The sequence below is a fragment of the Leucobacter chromiiresistens genome (genome assembly GCF_900102345.1).
In the GTDB taxonomy this organism is placed as follows: domain Bacteria; phylum Actinomycetota; class Actinomycetes; order Actinomycetales; family Microbacteriaceae; genus Leucobacter; species Leucobacter chromiiresistens.
Genome location: NZ_FNKB01000001.1, coordinates 2,235,685 through 2,251,590 on the forward strand (window position 1 = coordinate 2,235,685; position 15,906 = coordinate 2,251,590).

A 15,906-nucleotide genomic window follows, 5' to 3' on the forward strand; every position below is an offset into this window, starting at 1 on the left:
ACGGGAGCGTTCCGCGGCGGGCGTACGCGCCGGCCGTCAGAGGGACGGCGCGAAGCGATCCGGCAGCTCCAAGTCGCCCACACCCGACCAGCGCACCTCCTCGAGCCCCTGCCATGCAGCGGCGCGCGCGAGCAGCTCCCGCGCCGCCTCCGCCGTGCGACGCGGCGCACCAGGCTCGCGCCACGCCGCCTGCACGAGCAGCGCGCGCCCGGCGCGATCGGCCTTCAGATCGATGCGGCCCGCCATGGCGCCGCCGACCATGAGCGGCAGGCAGTAGTAGCCGAATCGCCGCTGCTCCTTCGGCGTGTAGATCTCGATGCGGTAGTGGAAGCCGAACATGCGCTCCGCCCGCGGGCGGAACCAGACCACCGGGTCGAACGGGGTCAGCAGGGCATCGGGGGCGAGGCGGGACGGCACCCGAGCATCACGATGCATCAAGGCGCGCTCCGGCTTGCCCGCACGGGTGCGCCATCCCGCCACCTCGACGGGCACGAGCTCCCCCGCCTCCTCGAGCGCCGCCACCGCGGTGCGAGCCGCGCCCGCCCGCAGGCGGTGATAGTCGGCGAGGTCGGCGAGCGTCGCGACGCCGAGCGACCGAGCGGCGCGGGCGACGAGCGCGCGCTGAGCCTCGGCGGTGGGCACGGCGCCGCGCGCCGCGGGCGGCAGAATCTGCTCCTCGAGCGCGTACCGGCGCTGAAACCCCTCCCGCCCGGCCGACACCACCTCGCCCCAGGCGAAGAGGGTCTCCACGGCTCGCTTCGTCTCGCTCCAATCCCACCAGGGGCCGCGGTTCGCCCGCGGCCCCTGCTCCACATCGCGCACGAGCGACGGCCCCTCGGCGGCGAGCTGCGCGCGCACCCGGTCCAGGCTCGGCTCGAGCTGCGCGGCTCGGCCGTTCGACTCGTCGCGAGCCCTCCGCTCGGCCATGCGCCAGCCGAACAGCGGGCGATCCCGCACCGGGATGAACGCGGCCTCGTGCGCCCAGTACTCCGTGAACTCGCCGCTGCCCCAGAGATGCTGATCGAGGGCCGCCGCGTCGTAGACGCCGTGCCGCGAGAACACGGGGAGGTGATGGCTGCGCGCGAAGACGTTCACCGAGTCGATCTGCAGCACGTGCACTGCCGAGAGTGCGGCGTCGAACGGTCGGCGGGCGCGGATTCGCGCCGAGTTCGCGAAGCCCTGCGCCGCCAGGGCGATGCGGCGCGCCTCGGCGGCCGTGAGTGAGAGCACCATTCCGGTACGCTATCGCAATCCCGGCCGACGCGGCGTGCCGCGATCGATCAGGCGAACCAGAGCGCGAGCTCGCGCGCGGCCGACTCGGGCGAGTCGGAGCCGTGCACGAGATTCTGCTGCACCCGCTCGCCCCAGTCGCGGCCGAGGTCGCCGCGGATCGTTCCGGGTGCCGCCGTGGTCGGATCGGTCGTGCCCGCGAGCGAACGGAAGCCCTCGATGACGCGCTCCCCCTGAGCGCGGATCGCCACGGACGGGCCCGAGGACATGAAATCGAGGAGCGGCTCGTAGAACGGCTTGCCCTCGTGCTCGGCGTAGTGCGCCGCGAGGAGCTCGCGGTCGGGGGCGACGAAGCGGAGATCCGTCAGCCGGTACCCCTTGGCCTCGATGCGGCGGATGATCTCGCCGGTCAGGCCGCGGGCGACGCCGTCGGGCTTCACCAGGATCAACGTTTCTTCAGCCGACATGCGGACTCCTTCTCACTCGGGACGATAATCGGGACGGACACTCGGACGACCGCGCGGGGCCGGTCCGATCAGAGAGTGTATCGAATCAGCCTGCGTCGCCCTGCGCGGCCAGCCACGCGGCACGGTCGCGGTCGATCCGCGCCCCCCGGATCATGCAGTAGACCCACAGCGCCGAGAACAGCACGCTCACGATGAGTGACATGGGCAGGATGAAGGCGGTGAGCAGCATGAGCACGTGGACGACCCAGCCGACGATGATGCCGAAGCGGCCGCGCCGCATGCCGCCGAGGGCGACGAGGATCACGAGTGCGAGCCCGCCTCCGGCGAAGAGTCCCAGCTCACGGGGCTCGAGCACCGCCATCCCGAAGATCGTCAGGCCGAAGAGAGCGACGATGAAGAGCTCGAAGCCCAGCACGATGGACGCGAGGGCCTTCTGCGTGGAGGTCGGTCCGCGTCGCGCGCCCGCGATGCGCATCGCCGAATTGTGGGCGGCGTTCTCAGACGGCGAGAGCACGAGCTCCGGTTCCTCCGGGCCCCCGCGGGGGCTCGGCCGCCGCTCGGCGCCGCGGCCGTCCGCCGCGCCGGTCACGCCGCGCTCCAGCCCTCGGAGCGGGCGAACGCGATCGCCTCGCCCGCCAGCAGCACCGAGCCGACCACCAGCACCGCGCGCCCCTCGGCCCGCATCGCCCAGCCGCGGGCCTCTGCGAGCGCCTCCGGAAGCGAATCGGCGAGTTCGATCGGCGTACCGGGAATCTCCTCCTCTGCGATGCGCTTCAGCTCCTCCGCGGTGGTGCTGCGGGGCGAATCGACCGGAGTGACGGTCACGCGGTGCGCGATCGGCGCGAGCGCGGCGAGCAGGCCCGAGGAGTCCTTCTCCTCGAGCACGCCGACCACGAGCGCGAGCTCGGAGAAGTCGAACGACTCCGTCACGGCCGCGACGAGCGCCGCCGCGCCGTGCGGGTTGTGCGCGGCGTCCACGTAGATCACGGGATCGGTGCCGATCAGCTGCAGCCTCCCCGGCGAGGTGAGCGCGCCGAAGCCCTCGTCGAGCACCTCCTCGGGCAGCGGGCGACCCGCACCGAAGAACGCCTCGACTGCGGCGATCGCGAGAGTCGCGTTCTCGGCCTGGTGATGCCCGAACAGCGGCAGGAAGATGGGGTCGTAGGCGTGGCCGCCGATCCCGACGACGTCGATCTGGCGCCCGCCGACGGCGACGCGGTCGTCCACCAGCGAGAAGTCGCGGCCCTGCACGGCGAGGGCGGCGTCGTGGCGGGTCGCGGCCTCGGCGATCTCGGCGAGCGCGTCGGGATCCTGGTGGGCCGACACCACGACGGACCCGGGCTTGATGATGCCCGCCTTGGTGCGGGCGATGGTCGCGACGTCGGGGCCGAGCACCGCGGTGTGATCGAGGTCGATCGGCGTGAGCACCGCGACGCGGGCATCGACGATGTTCGTCGCATCCCATTCGCCGCCCATGCCGACCTCGATCACGGCGACATCGACCGGAGCATCGGCGAAGGCGACGAGTGCGAGCACGGCGAGCGCTTCGAAGAAGGTGATCGGACCGTGGCCGGCGGCGACGAGCTCGGCGTCGACGACCTCGAGCGGCAGTTGCAGCTCCTCCCATGCGGAGGCGAGCACGGCTCCGTCGATCGGCGCTCCGTCGAGCTGGAACCGCTCGGTGAAGTCGACGAGGTGCGGGCTGGTAAAGAGCCCGGTGCGGAGCCCGTGGGCGCTCATGAGCGACGCGATCGCGCGACTGGTCGAGGTCTTCCCGTTCGTTCCGGCCACCTGGATGACGGGGAACGAGAGCTGCGGCGAGCCGGCGAGCTCGGCGAGGCGCCGCACCGGGTCGATGCGCGGCCGAGGATGCGCCTCGCCGACGCGCTCGAGGAGGGCGGCGTACACCGCTTCGGCGCCGCTCATGCCGCGCCTCCCGCTCGGAGGGATGCCGCTTCGGTCGCATCGATGGTGATGACGATCGCGGCCTTCTCGGATCCGATGCCGCGGGCGGCGGAGACGAAGACGCCGTTGCCGGGAGACGGGATGTCATCGACGATCGCGTCGATCCCGACCGCCTCCTGCACGGCGAAGCCCTCGGCCAGCGTCTCGCTCGCGATGAGCGCTGCGTGCGCCTCCAGCGCTGCGGCGTGCGCCGGCTCGGCGTTCAGCGCCAGCACGATGCGGTCGCTCACCTCGAGCCCGGCGTTCTTGCGCGCCTCCTGCACGGCGCGGATCGCGTCTCGCGCGATGCCCTCCGCCTCCAGTTCGGGCGTGAGCGCCGTGTCGAGCATCGCGAAGCCGCCGCCGGGCAGCAGCGTCAGCGCCGGGCCGGCGTCCGCGTCGTCGCCGGCCCGCAGGGTGAGGTCGTACTCGTGCGGTTCGAGCGCGATGCCGCCGGCGACGACAGCGCCGTTCTGCTCGCTCCAGTCGCCCGATTTCGCCGCCCTGATCGCCTGCTGCACCTGCTTGCCGAGACGCGGCCCGGCCGCCCGCGCGTTGACGGAGAGCGTCTGCACGATCCCGTGCTCCTGGGCGCTGGTCTCCGTCTGCTGCACGAGCTCGACCGCCTTGACGTTCAGCTCCTCCCGCAGAATGTCGGCGAAGGGCGCGAGCTCGGCGGGGTGCTCCGCGACGACGGTGAGCGACGCGAGCGGCAGGCGCACGCGCAGGCCGCGGCTCTTGCGGAGCGCGAGCGTCTGCGACGTGATCTGCCGCACCTCGTCCATGGCGCGCACGAGCGGTGCGTCGTCGGGGAACTCCGCCGCGTCCGGCCAGTCCGTGAGATGCACCGACCGGCCGCCGGTGAGGCCGCGCCAGAGCTCCTCGGTGACGAGCGGGGCCAACGGTGCGGAGACGCGGGCGACGGTCTCGAGCACGGTGTAGAGGGTGTCGAAGGCCTGCCGGTTCTCGGGGGCGCCGTGCTCGCCGCCGAGCCCCGCCCAGAAGCGGTCGCGGGAGCGTCGCACGTACCAGTTCGTGAGCACCTCGGCGTATGCGCGCAGCGCCTCGGCCGCAGAGGTCGTGTCCAGCGCCTCGAGGTGCGATTCGACGTCGCGGATGAGCCGCCCGGTCTTCGCGAGGATGTACCGGTCGAGCGGGTCGGTCGAGTCGGTGCGCCGCTCCGCGGCGATGCCGTCGGCGTTGGCGTAGAGCGAGAAGAAGTACCACGTGCTCCAGAGCGGCAGGATGAACTGGCGCACGCCCTCGCGGATGCCCTCCTCCGTGACGACGAGGTTGCCGCCGCGCACCACCGGCGACGCCATGAGGAACCAGCGCATCGCGTCGGAGCCGTCGCGATCGAACACCTCGTTCACGTCGGGGTAGTTGCGCAGCGACTTCGACATCTTGTTGCCGTCGGAGCCCAGCACGATGCCGTGGCTGACCACGTTGGTGAAGGCGGGCCGGTCGAACAGCGCCGTGGCGAGCACGTGCTGCACGTAGAACCACCCGCGGGTCTGCCCGATGTACTCGACGATGAAGTCGGCCGGCTGATGCGTCTCGAACCACTCCTGGTTCTCGAACGGGTAGTGCGCCTGGGCGAACGGCATGGACCCCGAATCGAACCAGACGTCGAGCACGTCCTCGATGCGGCGCATCGTCGACCGACCGGTCGGGTCGTCGGGATTGGGCCGGGTCAGCTGGTCGATGTAGGGACGGTGCAGGTCGACCTCGCCGGCCTCGTTGCGGGGCAGTTCGCCGAAGTCGGCCGCCAGCTCCGCGACGGAGCCGTAGACGTCGACGCGCGGGTGCTCGGGGTCGTCGCTCTTCCAGACCGGAATCGGGCTGCCCCAGTACCGGTTGCGGCTGATCGACCAGTCGCGGGCGCCCTCGAGCCAGTTGCCGAACTGCCCGTGCTTGACGTTCTCGGGCACCCAGGTGATCTGCTCGTTGGTCTCGAGCATGCGCTCCTTGATGTCGGTGACCCGCACGAACCAGCTCGAGACGGCCTTGTAGATGAGCGGGTTGCGGCACCGCCAGCAGTGGGGGTAGGAGTGCTCGTAGCTCTGCTCGCGCAGCAGGCGACCCCGCTCCCGCACGAGGCGGATCAGCGGCCGATTCGCGTCCATCCACAGCTCGCCCGCGACGTCGGAGACGGCTGCGATGAAGCGGCCGCCCTCGTCGACGCTCACGATGGTCGGCATGCCCGCGGCGGTGGCGATGCGGTAGTCGTCCTCGCCGTAGGCGGGCGACTGGTGCACGATGCCCGTGCCGTCCGTGGTCGACACGTAGTCGTCGACGAGGATCTGCCAGCAGTGCTCGGTGCCCCAGACCTCGGTGTCCGTGAAGTAGTCGAAGAGGGGGGCGTAGCGCACGCCGTCGAGATCGGCGCCGCGCACGTGCTGAGCGACGGCCGCGACGGCTTCCTCGGGGGTGGCGTAGCCGAGATCCTTCGCGTGCGCGCCGACGAGCTCGCTCGCGAGCAGGTATCGCGCCGCACCCGCGGCGGACCCGTCGCCCGCGCCCGCGGGGCCGGCGGGGAGGACGGCGTAGTCGATGTCGGGCCCGACGGCGAGGGCGGCGTTCGTGGGCAGCGTCCACGGCGTGGTGGTCCAGGCCAGGGCGCGCGCGCCGTCGAGGCCGAGCGCGTCGGCGCGGTCGCCGGTCAGCGGGAACGCGACCGTGACCGAGGGGTCCTGGCGCATCTGGTACACGTCGTCGTCCATGCGCAGCTCGTGGTTCGACAGCGGCGTCTCGTCGCGCCAGCAGTACGGGAGGATGCGGGATCCCTCGTAGGCGAGGCCCCGGTCGTGGAGCTGCTTGAACGCCCAGATCACGCTCTCCATGTAGCCGAGGTCGAGCGTCTTGTAGCCGTGCTCGAAGTCGACCCAGCGGGCCTGGCGGGTCACGTACTCCTCCCACTCGCGGGTGTACTGCAGCACCGAGGCGCGCGCCTTGCCGTTGAACGCGGCGACGCCCATCTCCTCGATCTGCGACTTCTCGGTGATGCCGAGCTGCTTCATGGCCTCGAGTTCGGCCGGGAGCCCGTGCGTGTCCCACCCGAAGCGGCGCTCCACCTTCTTGCCGCGCATCGTCTGGAAGCGCGGGAAGACGTCTTTCGCGTACCCGGTCAGCAGGTGCCCGTAGTGGGGCAGGCCGTTGGCGAACGGGGGGCCGTCGTTGAACACCCACTCGGGCGCATCGGCCCGCTGCCGGATCGACTCGCGGAAGGTGTCGTCGGACGCCCAGAAGTCGAGTACACCCCGCTCGATCTCGGGGAGCCGGGGCGATGCGGCGACGCCGAAGGCGGCGCCCGCCTGCGATGCGGCGTGGGTGGACGGGGTTCCCGTGGGCTGCTGAGGGTACGGCATGGGTTCCTTCTCGGTTCCGGCGTGCGAGTATGTGCCTGCGCCGGGACGAGATCCGGATCGCGTCCGTCTCCCGCGGTACCACCCCGCTTGCCGCTCGCGCCCTCGGTGGAGGGGCCGGCGACCTCTTCGTTGGGCTGTGACGGGCCCGACCCGTTCGGTTCTACTGAGCGGTTGGTCCCCCATCGTGGGGCACGGCGCCGCCGTTCTTCCGAAGACTCCCCGATGATGGTCGGTTCGCAGTCGATGCAACCAGTGTAGCGCAGCGCTGATCCACCCGCCTGCGTGCGCGAAGTTGCGAACGGGCGGATCGCGGACCTCGGTTCGTAACGAACGAGTAACGATGCAGCGACGTGAGAATCCCAGATCAGCGGGGCATACGCGGCGGCGATCGGCACTCCGGCCGCCGGGCGCGCCTTGCACATCCGTGCACGACGTTGTTAGCGTCGAAGAAGCGTTGAGGGCGGCCGCGTGCCGTGCTTTCCGATCCGCTCCGGAAGATCGTGCGCCGAGATCCGGCGCCCTGGAGTTCGAATGAAGCACGCGCGGCCCTATCCTCCGCACGAGCAGCTGGCCCATGGCGAGGACGCCGGTCGACGTCGGCGCTGCGATCGCATCGATCCCGCCCGTCCTCCGAGCGCCTCCGATTTCATCGTGCCGAGAACGAGGAGTTTACAGTGACCAGTACCACGGAACAGTCCGCAGCGGCGGGCGAAGCGCGAGCGGGAGCAGCGCCCGCAGCGGGGGCGCCCGATTCGTCGGCTCCCGCGATCGCCGTGTCGCACGCCTACAAGGTGTTCGGCCGACGGCCCCGGGAGGTCGTCAAGCGCCTGCGCAAGGGCGCTACGCGCGAGGAGGTGCGCGGGCAGGGCACCGCGGCCGTGATCGACGCGAGCTTCAGCGTGCGCCCCGGCGAGATCTTCGTCGTGATGGGGCTCTCCGGATCGGGCAAGTCCACCCTGATCCGCATGCTCAACGGCCTGAACGACACGACCGATGGGTCGATCTCGGTGTTCGGCACCGAGGTCGTGGGCCTGAGCGGGCCGGAGCTGCGCGCCCTGCGTCGGGACCGGATGTCGATGGTCTTCCAGCACTTCGCGCTCCTCCCCCACCGCACCGTGCTCGACAACGTCGCGTACGGGCTCGAGCTGCAGGGCGTCGCGCTCGCCGAGCGGCGCGAACGCGCGCAGCACTGGCTGCAGCGCGTCGGGCTGGCGGGGTGGGAGCAGCACCTCCCCGGCGAGCTCTCCGGCGGCATGCAGCAGCGTGTCGGCATCGCGCGCGCCTTCGCCGCGGACACCGACATCCTGCTCATGGACGAGGCGTTCTCGGCGCTCGACCCCCTGATCCGGCGCGAGATGCAGGAGCAGCTGATCGAGCTGCAGCAGGAGCTCAACAAGACGATCGTCTTCATCACCCACGATCTCAACGAGGCCATGTTCCTCGGCGATCGCATCGCGGTCATGCGCGACGGCCGGATCGTGCAGGTCGGCACTCCGAACGACATCCTCACCGACCCCGCCAACGACTACGTCGCGCAGTTCGTGCAGGACGTCGACCGGGCCCGCGTGCTCACCGCCGGCGACGTGATGGAGCCGCCTCGCGCGGTCGTCCCCGCGAGCGCCGGCCCCCGCACCGCGCTGCGAACGATGCGCGACCTGCAGACCTCGGCCTGCTTCGTCACCTCCGCGTCGCGCAAGCTGCTCGGCGTCGTCCGCGACAAGGACGTGCTGCGGCAGGTGCGCGACGGCGGCACCGACATTACCGCCCTCCTGCGCCCCACCCCGTCGATCGTGAAGCGCGATCAGTACATCTCCGAGCTCTTCGAGCTGGCCGTCGAGAGTCCGCTCCCCGTGGCCGTCACCGACGACCAGGATCGTCTGATCGGCGTCGTGCCGCGAGTCACGCTGCTCGCCGCCCTCACCGATCTCCCCACGATGACGACGGAGATCCCCATCATCGAACCGACGCCGACGGTCTCCGCGGCGACGATCTCGGAAACGCTGGGCGACGCCCCCGGAGGCGACGCCGAACCCGGGCTCTCGCCCGAGAATGAGGAGGTGCGCTGATGGATGACTTCCGCATTCCGCTCGGCGACTGGGTCGCCGAAGGGCTCAACTGGTTCAAGGCCACGTTCGACGGGTTCCTCGACGCGGTCACCATGGTCATCAAGTTCCTCGTCGAGGGGCTCGCGGACGGGCTGACCTCGGTGCCGTTCGCGGTGCTCATCGTCGCGTTCGCGCTCATCGGGTGGCTGCTGCGCTCCTGGCAGCTCGCCGTGGGCACCGCCATCACCATGCTGCTCATCGTCGGCATGGGCCAGTGGGAGAACGCGATGCTGACGCTCGCGCTCGTGCTCATCGCCGCACTCATCGCCGTCGTCGTCGCGGTGCCGCTCGGCATCGCCGCGGCCCGGAGCGACACGTTCAGCGCCATCCTGAAGCCCGTGCTCGACTTCATGCAGACGATGCCCGCGTTCGTCTACCTGATCCCCGCGGTCATCTTCTTCAGCATCGGCTTCGTGCCCGGCGTCTTCGCCACCGTGCTCTTCTCGGTGGCGCCCGGTGTGCGCTTCACCGAGCTCGGCATCCGAGGCGTCGATGCGGAGACCGTCGAGGCCGGGTACGCATTCGGCGCCGCCCCCGGCAAGATCCTCCGCGGCATCCAGCTGCCCCTCGCGATGCCGACGATCATGGCGGGCATCAACCAGGTGATCATGCTCGCGCTCTCCATGGCGGTCGTCGCCGGCATGGCCGGCGCGAACGGGCTCGGCAAGGAGGTGGTCGCCGCCATCTCGACGCTGAATATCGCGCAGGGCGTCGAGGCCGGTCTGAGCGTCGTGATCCTCGCCGTCTTCCTCGATCGCGTCACCGCCGCGCTCGGAAACCCCGGCGACTACAAGCACTCGCTGCTCGGCGCGCTGCGGCGACGCCGCGACGCGCGACGCACGGGCGTCCTCGCGAAGGCCGCGTGAGGCCCCGCCCGACCCCGCACCAGACGTACACCCACACCGTGCGCTCAGCGCACGCAACGAAAGGACGACGCATGCAGAAGCGCACCCTCACCGGAATGGCGGCTCTCGGAGCCGCTGCCGCCCTCGCTCTGACGGGCTGCTCGGGCTCCGGCGCCGAAGGCGGCTCCGACTCGGGCGGAGAGAACGGCACCATCACCCTCGGCTACCTCCCCGGCTGGACCGACGGGCTCAGCACCGCGTACCTGCTCGAGGATCAGCTCGGCAAGATGGGTTACACCGTCGAGATGGAGGAGCTCACCGACGCGGGCGTGCTCTACGCCGGTCTCGCGGGCGGCGACTTCGACATCTACCCCTCCGCATGGCCCGAGGTCACCCACGCCTCGTACATGAAGGAGTTCGGCGACCAGATCGAGGATCTGGGCGGCTACTACGACGGCGCCGTGCTCACCCTCGCCGTGCCCGAGTACGTCGACATCGACTCGATCGAGGACCTCGCGGGCCAGGCGGATCGCTTCGGCGGCGAGATCATCGGCATCGAGCCGGGCGCCGGCCTCACCGCCCAGACGCAGGACGTCGCGATGCCCGAGTACGGGCTCGACGGCGACTACGAGCTCGTGACCTCCTCGACCGCGACCATGCTCGCGACGCTGCAGGACAAGATCGACAACGAGGAGGACGTCGTCGTCACCCTGTGGCGCCCGTTCTGGGCGAACGACGCCTTCCCGCTGAAGGACCTCGAGGATCCGAAGGGCGCCATGGGCGAGCCTGAGACCCTGCACTTCCTCGGCAAGCAGGGCCTCGCGGAGGAGTACCCCGAGGTCGCCGACTACATCGCCGACATCAAGCTCGACGACGCCGCATACGGCGCGCTCGAGGGCATGGTGACGGGCGACGAGTACCAGAACGACCCCGAGGGCGCCGTCGACGCCTGGCTCGAGGAGTACGGGGACGCCTACCCCGGCCTGCTCGCGAGCTGACCGCCGCTCCCGCCGAGCCGCCCGGCATCGAGACGCCCCTTCCGCGCAGCGCGCGCGGGAGGGGCGTCTCGTCGTGATCGGAGGGAGCCGAGCCTTCCGGGCCGGGGGCTACCGAGGCGCGCCGGCCCGACGTAGTATCGGCAGCGCCGGGCACTCCGGCCCACTCCGGCCCCGCCGACCCCGAGGAGACCCCGTGAGCGCTCCAGACGCTGCACCCGAGATCGAGAGCCGACCCGCGATCCACCTCGCAGTCGTTCGCGAGACCGTTCCCTTCGACCGCCTCCCCGAGCTCTACGACCGCGCCTACCCGCAGATCTTCGCCGCGCTCGACGCCGCAGGCATCGCGCCGGCGGCGGCGCCCCTCGGAGTGATGCACGGCTCCCCCACCGCCGACGGCCTCGATCTCTCCGTGGCCGTGCCGATCCCCCATCCGCTCGCGGAGCCCCGCGGCGACGTCACCGGCGAGACCCTGCCCGCCGCGCGCACGGCCGTGCTCCTGCTGCGCGGCGACTTCAGCGGACTCGCCGCGGCGTACGAGCGGCTGTACGCCTGGATCGAGGCGCAGGGCGAGCGGGCGGCCGGCCTCGCCTGGGAGCAGTACCTCACCGAACCCCAGCCCGGGGGCGACCCGGCGTCGAACGAGACACTGATCGGCGTGCAGCTCGTCGGCGAGTGAACGCCGGTAAGCTGGAGGCCGACCATCAGGCACCAGTGCGGCGCATCTACGCCGCACGATCACGCGGTGCCGCCCACATCGAACCCCGACGGAGCACCCGCGTGCGATGTCGAGAAGCGGAGCCCCACGCATGAGCGCGATCCCCGACAAGCCCGTACTCGAAGGCCTCGAAGCCAAGTGGGGGCCGCGCTGGGAGGAGGCGGGCACGTACGCGTTCCCGCGGGAGCGCGCCACTCGGGAGAACGTCTTCAGCATCGACACCCCGCCGCCCACCGCCTCGGGATCGCTCCACGTCGGGCACGTGTTCTCGTACACGCACACCGACACCGTCGCCCGGTACCAGCGCATGCAGGGCCGCGCGGTGTTCTATCCCATGGGCTGGGACGACAACGGCCTGCCGACCGAGCGCCGCGTGCAGAACTACTACGGCGTGCGCTGCGATCCGTCGCTGCCGTACGTCGAGGGCTTCGTGCCCCCGCACGAGGGCGGCGACGGCAAGAGCGTGAAGGCGGCGGATCAGCAGCCGATCTCCCGACGCAACTTCATCGAGCTGTGCGAGCGCCTCACCGAAGAGGACGAGCAGCAGTTCGAGGCGCTCTGGCGCACCCTCGGCCTCTCGGTCGACTGGAAGCAGAGCTACCGCACCATCGGCGCCGAATCGCTGCGCGCCTCCCAGCTCGCCTTCCTCCGCAACGTCGAGCGGGGCGAGGCGTATCAGGCGCAGGCGCCGACGCTGTGGGACGTGACGTTCCGCACCGCAGTCGCCCAGGCGGAGCTCGAGGATCGCGATCAGCCGAGCGCCTACCACACGCTGGCCTTCCACAAGTCGGACGGGTCGGGCGACATCCTGATTGACACGACGCGCCCCGAGCTGCTCGCCGCGTGCGTCGCCCTGGTCGCCCACCCGGACGACGAGCGCTACCAGCCGCTCTTCGGCACGACGGTGCGCACGCCGCTCTTCGACGTCGAGGTGCCGATCCTCGCGCATCACCTGGCGCAGCAGGACAAGGGCACCGGCATCGCGATGATCTGCACCTTCGGCGACGTCACCGATGTCGTCTGGTGGCGCGAGCTCGATCTGCCCAATCGCGCGATCCTCGGATTCGACGGCCGTGTGATCTCCGACGCCCCCGACACCATCACCAGCGAGACCGGCCGCGCCGCGTACGCGGAGATCGCGGGCAAGACCGTGTTCAGCGCGAAGCAGATCGTCGTCGACGCGCTGCGGGCCTCGGGCGAGCTCGTCGGCGACATCCGCAAGATCACGCACCCGGTCAAGTTCTTCGAGAAGGGCGACAAGCCGCTCGAGATCGTGTCGACGCGCCAGTGGTACATCGTGAACGGCGCCCGCGACGAGGCGCTGCGCGAACGCCTGCTCGCGCACGGCCGCGAGCTCGAGTGGCACCCCGACTTCATGCGGGTGCGCTACGAGAACTGGGTCGAGGGCCTCTCCGGAGACTGGCTCATCTCGCGCCAGCGCTTCTTCGGCGTGCCGATCCCGGTGTGGTACCCGCTCGACGACGACGCCAATCCGGTGTTCGACGAGCCCATCCTCCCCTCCGCCGATCAGCTTCCCGTCGACCCCTCGAGCGACGTGCCCGCCGGGTACTCGGCCGACCAGCGCGGTGTCGCAGGCGGCTTCCAGGGCGAGGTCGATGTGATGGACACCTGGGCGACCTCGTCGCTCACCCCGCAGCTGGCGGGCGGCTGGGAGCGCGACTCCGAGCTGTTCGACCTCGTGTACCCGTTCAGCCTGCGGCCGCAGGGGCAGGACATCATCCGCACGTGGCTGTTCTCCACGCTGCTGCGCTCGGAGCTCGAGGGCGGCCGCCTGCCCTGGCAGCACGCCGGGATCTCCGGGTGGATCCTCGACCCCGATCGCAAGAAGATGTCGAAATCGAAGGGCAACGTCGTCACTCCCGCAGGCATGCTCGAGCAGCACGGATCGGACGCAGTGCGGTATTGGGCGGCCTCCGCGAAGCTCGGCACCGACGCGGCGTTCGATCCGCAGAATCCGACGCAGATCAAGATCGGCCGCCGCCTCGCCATCAAGCTGCTCAACGCGGCGAAGTTCACGCTGAGCTTCGACGACTCGGGCGCCGGCACCGTCACCGAGGCGCTCGACCGCGCGGTGCTGAGCGGACTCGCCGAGGTGATCGATCACGCGACTCGCGCGTTCGAGCACTACGACCACGCCCGCGCGCTCGAGCTCACCGAGTCGTACTTCTGGACGTTCTGCGACGACTACCTCGAACTGGTCAAGGAGCGCGCCCACAACGGGAGCGGGCAGGCGCAGGCGTCGGCGGTCACGGCGCTGCGCGCCTCGCTGTCGGTGTTCGTGCGGCTTCTCGCACCGTTCCTCCCCTACGCCACGGAGGAGGTGTGGTCGTGGTTCGGCGAGGGCTCGGTGCACCAGGCCACGTGGCCGGTCGCCTCCGAGGTGACGGCCCTCGCCGGGGACGACGCCGATGCGGCGCTGCTCGGACTCGTCGGAGGCGCGCTCGTTGGCATCCGCGGGGCGAAGACGGCCGCGAAGGCATCGCAGAAGACTCCGGTGTCGCTCGCTGTGGTGCAGGCCCCGGCGGCCGACCTCGCCCGTCTGGAGTCGGCGTCGGCCGACCTCGCCGCCGTCGGCAGGATCGCGGAGCTGCGCATCGAGGCGGGAGCGGACGACGCGACGGGCGTCTCCGTCGCCGACATCCAGCTCGCCCCCGTGGAGGCCTGATCATGCAGCTCGGAGCGCGCTGGCGGGCGGGCGACCCCCCGCACCGCGGTGTTCCGGAGGCGCTGCACGGCACGATCGCGGAGCAGGAGGCGCAGCACCCGACGGCGGGTGCCTGGACGCTCACCTGGCTCGAGGGTCGGCCGGTGTGCGAACTCGACAACGTTGCGTTCGTCACGCTCGACGTGGTGGGGCGGGTGCGCACCGGGCCGTTGCGCGAGGGCGACGGCGCCGCGTCCGCGCCTTCCGCGCCGCACGATCGTGCTGCGGCCCCGGCCGCGGGTGGGCCGGCGGGCGTCGACGGTGATTCCGATGACAATGACGATGATGATGACGATTGGCTGAAGTGAGGGCTCTCATGGCTGTGCGTGGTTCCAGTGCCGCGATGCGCTTCGGCGCGAGTGCGGTTGCCGCGACGGTGCTCCTGCTCGGTCTGGGTGGATGCGCACCCGAGCCGACGACTCCCGACGGCGGCACCGGCGCATCGGCCTCCGCCGATGCCGATGCCGCTGCGGGTGGCGGCGCCGACGCAGGATCGGACTCCGGCGAGCAGAAGGCTTCGGGCGATTCCGATGGGGGATGGCCGCAGCAGGGCGACCCGCAGGACGGGGCGAAGTCGACCTCGCTGCCCGAGTCGTTCCCGAGCGAAGCTTTCGTCGTGCCCGATGGTGCGCAGATCGACGATGCCGGAGAGCGCTCCCCCGGCTCGTGGTATCTCGTGCTCGCAGCCGAGGATCAGTCCGAGGCCGATGCCCTCTGGCAGTCGGTGGTGAGCGGCAGCGGATTCACGGAGGCCGATCGGGTCGAGGGCGACGCCGGCGACGTGTCGGCCACGTTGACGAACGGCGCGCTCAGCGTGTTCGCGCTGCAGATTCCGCAGGACGACGGATCGGTGCTGGTGAGTTTCGACATCACCGCCGTGGGCGGATGACCACGCGCATCGCACTGGTGCGGCACGGCCAGACCGACTGGAATCTCTCGGGCCGTATGCAGGGGCGCACCGACGTTCCGCTGAATGCGGCGGGGCGGGCGCAGGCGCGCGGGCTCGCCGAGGAGCTGGCTCGGCAGGAGCCCTGGACCGCGGTCGTCACGAGTCCCCTGGAGCGCGCGCTCGAGACCGCGGAGATCCTCGCACGGGGGCTGGACCTCGCGGTCGAGGTGTGCGACGGACTGGTGGAGCGCTCGTTCGGCGCGGCGGAGGGGCTCTCGCACGGAGCGGCCGTCGAGAAGTGGCCGTCGCGGCAGTATCCGAGCATGGAGGGGCACGGGGCGGTGGCACGGCGCGGCGTGCACGCGCTCGATCGAATCGCGGATCGGTACGCGAACGGCCGTGCGATCGCCGTGACGCACGGCTCATTCATCCGGCACGTGCTCGCCGAGATCACGGAACTGCCGTCGGATGATGTGCCGCGTCCGCTGAACATCTCCGTATCGGAGGTGGAGCGCGACGAGTCGCACCGGTGGCACGTGCGCACGATATCGGGCCAGGCGTTTCAGCCCGACCGCGATGACCCGCGCGACTCGGCGCTCGGGGCGCGAGCCGAGTGACGC

At 71.0% G+C, this 15,906-nt stretch carries 13 protein-coding genes; 8 read left to right on the plus strand and 5 right to left on the minus strand.

Annotation, left to right across the window (positions count from 1 at the left end; genetic code table 11):
* Positions 1 to 36: 36 nt before the first annotated feature.
* The 5 genes from BLT44_RS10180 to ileS form a co-directional block, all read right to left on the minus strand.
* Entirely contained in the window at positions 37 to 1,233 is a 1,197-nt protein-coding gene (locus BLT44_RS10180; protein WP_074690183.1) for a winged helix-turn-helix domain-containing protein, read from the minus strand.
* A gap of 47 nt (positions 1,234 to 1,280) precedes the next feature.
* Positions 1,281 to 1,697, minus strand: coding sequence for a nucleoside-diphosphate kinase (ndk, locus tag BLT44_RS10185; protein WP_074690185.1), 417 nt, complete (start codon positions 1,695 to 1,697; stop codon positions 1,281 to 1,283).
* An 85-nt stretch (positions 1,698 to 1,782) separates the two neighbouring features.
* Positions 1,783 to 2,286, minus strand: a complete 504-nt coding sequence (locus BLT44_RS10190) for a DUF4233 domain-containing protein (protein ID WP_074690187.1) — start codon at positions 2,284 to 2,286, stop codon at positions 1,783 to 1,785.
* Positions 2,283 to 3,623: a bifunctional folylpolyglutamate synthase/dihydrofolate synthase gene (locus BLT44_RS10195; RefSeq protein ID WP_010157192.1), complete on the minus strand. Its 1,341-nt coding sequence runs from the start codon at positions 3,621 to 3,623 to the stop codon at positions 2,283 to 2,285. The genes BLT44_RS10190 and BLT44_RS10195 overlap by 4 nt, the downstream gene beginning before the upstream one ends.
* Positions 3,620 to 7,009, minus strand: coding sequence for an isoleucine--tRNA ligase (gene ileS, locus BLT44_RS10200; RefSeq protein ID WP_010157191.1), 3,390 nt, complete (start codon positions 7,007 to 7,009; stop codon positions 3,620 to 3,622). The genes BLT44_RS10195 and ileS overlap by 4 nt, the downstream gene beginning before the upstream one ends.
* Before the next feature lie 674 nt (positions 7,010 to 7,683).
* On the opposite strand from ileS, the gene BLT44_RS10205 reads away from it, so the two are divergent.
* The 8 genes from BLT44_RS10205 (at position 7,684) to BLT44_RS15620 (ending at position 15,903) form a co-directional block, all read left to right on the plus strand.
* Positions 7,684 to 9,075: a quaternary amine ABC transporter ATP-binding protein gene (locus tag BLT44_RS10205; RefSeq protein WP_010157190.1), complete on the plus strand. Its 1,392-nt coding sequence runs from the start codon at positions 7,684 to 7,686 to the stop codon at positions 9,073 to 9,075.
* A complete protein-coding gene (locus BLT44_RS10210) occupies positions 9,075 to 9,980 on the plus strand; it encodes an ABC transporter permease (RefSeq protein ID WP_010157189.1) in 906 nt (301 codons plus the stop codon). The genes BLT44_RS10205 and BLT44_RS10210 overlap by 1 nt, the downstream gene beginning before the upstream one ends.
* 71 nt (positions 9,981 to 10,051) lie before the next feature.
* Entirely contained in the window at positions 10,052 to 10,957 is a 906-nt protein-coding gene (locus BLT44_RS10215; protein ID WP_010157188.1) for a glycine betaine ABC transporter substrate-binding protein, read from the plus strand.
* Positions 10,958 to 11,150: 193 nt separating this feature from the next.
* Positions 11,151 to 11,633, plus strand: coding sequence for a GyrI-like domain-containing protein (locus BLT44_RS10220; protein ID WP_010157187.1), 483 nt, complete (start codon positions 11,151 to 11,153; stop codon positions 11,631 to 11,633).
* A gap of 130 nt (positions 11,634 to 11,763) precedes the next feature.
* Complete coding sequence (valS, locus tag BLT44_RS10225; protein ID WP_010157186.1) at positions 11,764 to 14,358, plus strand: valine--tRNA ligase; 2,595 nt, start codon at positions 11,764 to 11,766, stop codon at positions 14,356 to 14,358.
* 2 nt (positions 14,359 to 14,360) lie between these two features.
* Complete coding sequence (locus BLT44_RS15935; RefSeq protein ID WP_010157185.1) at positions 14,361 to 14,705, plus strand: hypothetical protein; 345 nt, start codon at positions 14,361 to 14,363, stop codon at positions 14,703 to 14,705.
* Between the two features lie 8 nt (positions 14,706 to 14,713).
* Positions 14,714 to 15,286: a hypothetical protein gene (locus BLT44_RS15615; protein WP_010157184.1), complete on the plus strand. Its 573-nt coding sequence runs from the start codon at positions 14,714 to 14,716 to the stop codon at positions 15,284 to 15,286.
* Positions 15,283 to 15,903, plus strand: a complete 621-nt coding sequence (locus BLT44_RS15620) for a histidine phosphatase family protein (RefSeq protein ID WP_010157183.1) — start codon at positions 15,283 to 15,285, stop codon at positions 15,901 to 15,903. Before BLT44_RS15615 ends, BLT44_RS15620 begins: the two co-directional genes overlap by 4 nt.
* Positions 15,904 to 15,906 lie beyond the last annotated feature (3 nt).

Coding starts and splice junctions, on each gene's coding strand:
- BLT44_RS10180 (WP_074690183.1), bottom strand. CDS start 1,233: ATGGTGCTCTCACTCACGGCCGCCGAGGCGCGCCGCATCGCCCTGGCG.
- ndk (WP_074690185.1), bottom strand. CDS start 1,697: ATGTCGGCTGAAGAAACGTTGATCCTGGTGAAGCCCGACGGCGTCGCC.
- BLT44_RS10195 (WP_010157192.1), bottom strand. CDS start 3,623: ATGAGCGGCGCCGAAGCGGTGTACGCCGCCCTCCTCGAGCGCGTCGGC.
- ileS (WP_010157191.1), bottom strand. CDS start 7,009: ATGCCGTACCCTCAGCAGCCCACGGGAACCCCGTCCACCCACGCCGCA.
- BLT44_RS10210 (WP_010157189.1), top strand. CDS start 9,075: ATGGATGACTTCCGCATTCCGCTCGGCGACTGGGTCGCCGAAGGGCTC.
- BLT44_RS10215 (WP_010157188.1), top strand. CDS start 10,052: ATGCAGAAGCGCACCCTCACCGGAATGGCGGCTCTCGGAGCCGCTGCC.
- valS (WP_010157186.1), top strand. CDS start 11,764: ATGAGCGCGATCCCCGACAAGCCCGTACTCGAAGGCCTCGAAGCCAAG.
- BLT44_RS15935 (WP_010157185.1), top strand. CDS start 14,361: ATGCAGCTCGGAGCGCGCTGGCGGGCGGGCGACCCCCCGCACCGCGGT.
- BLT44_RS15615 (WP_010157184.1), top strand. CDS start 14,714: ATGGCTGTGCGTGGTTCCAGTGCCGCGATGCGCTTCGGCGCGAGTGCG.
- BLT44_RS15620 (WP_010157183.1), top strand. CDS start 15,283: ATGACCACGCGCATCGCACTGGTGCGGCACGGCCAGACCGACTGGAAT.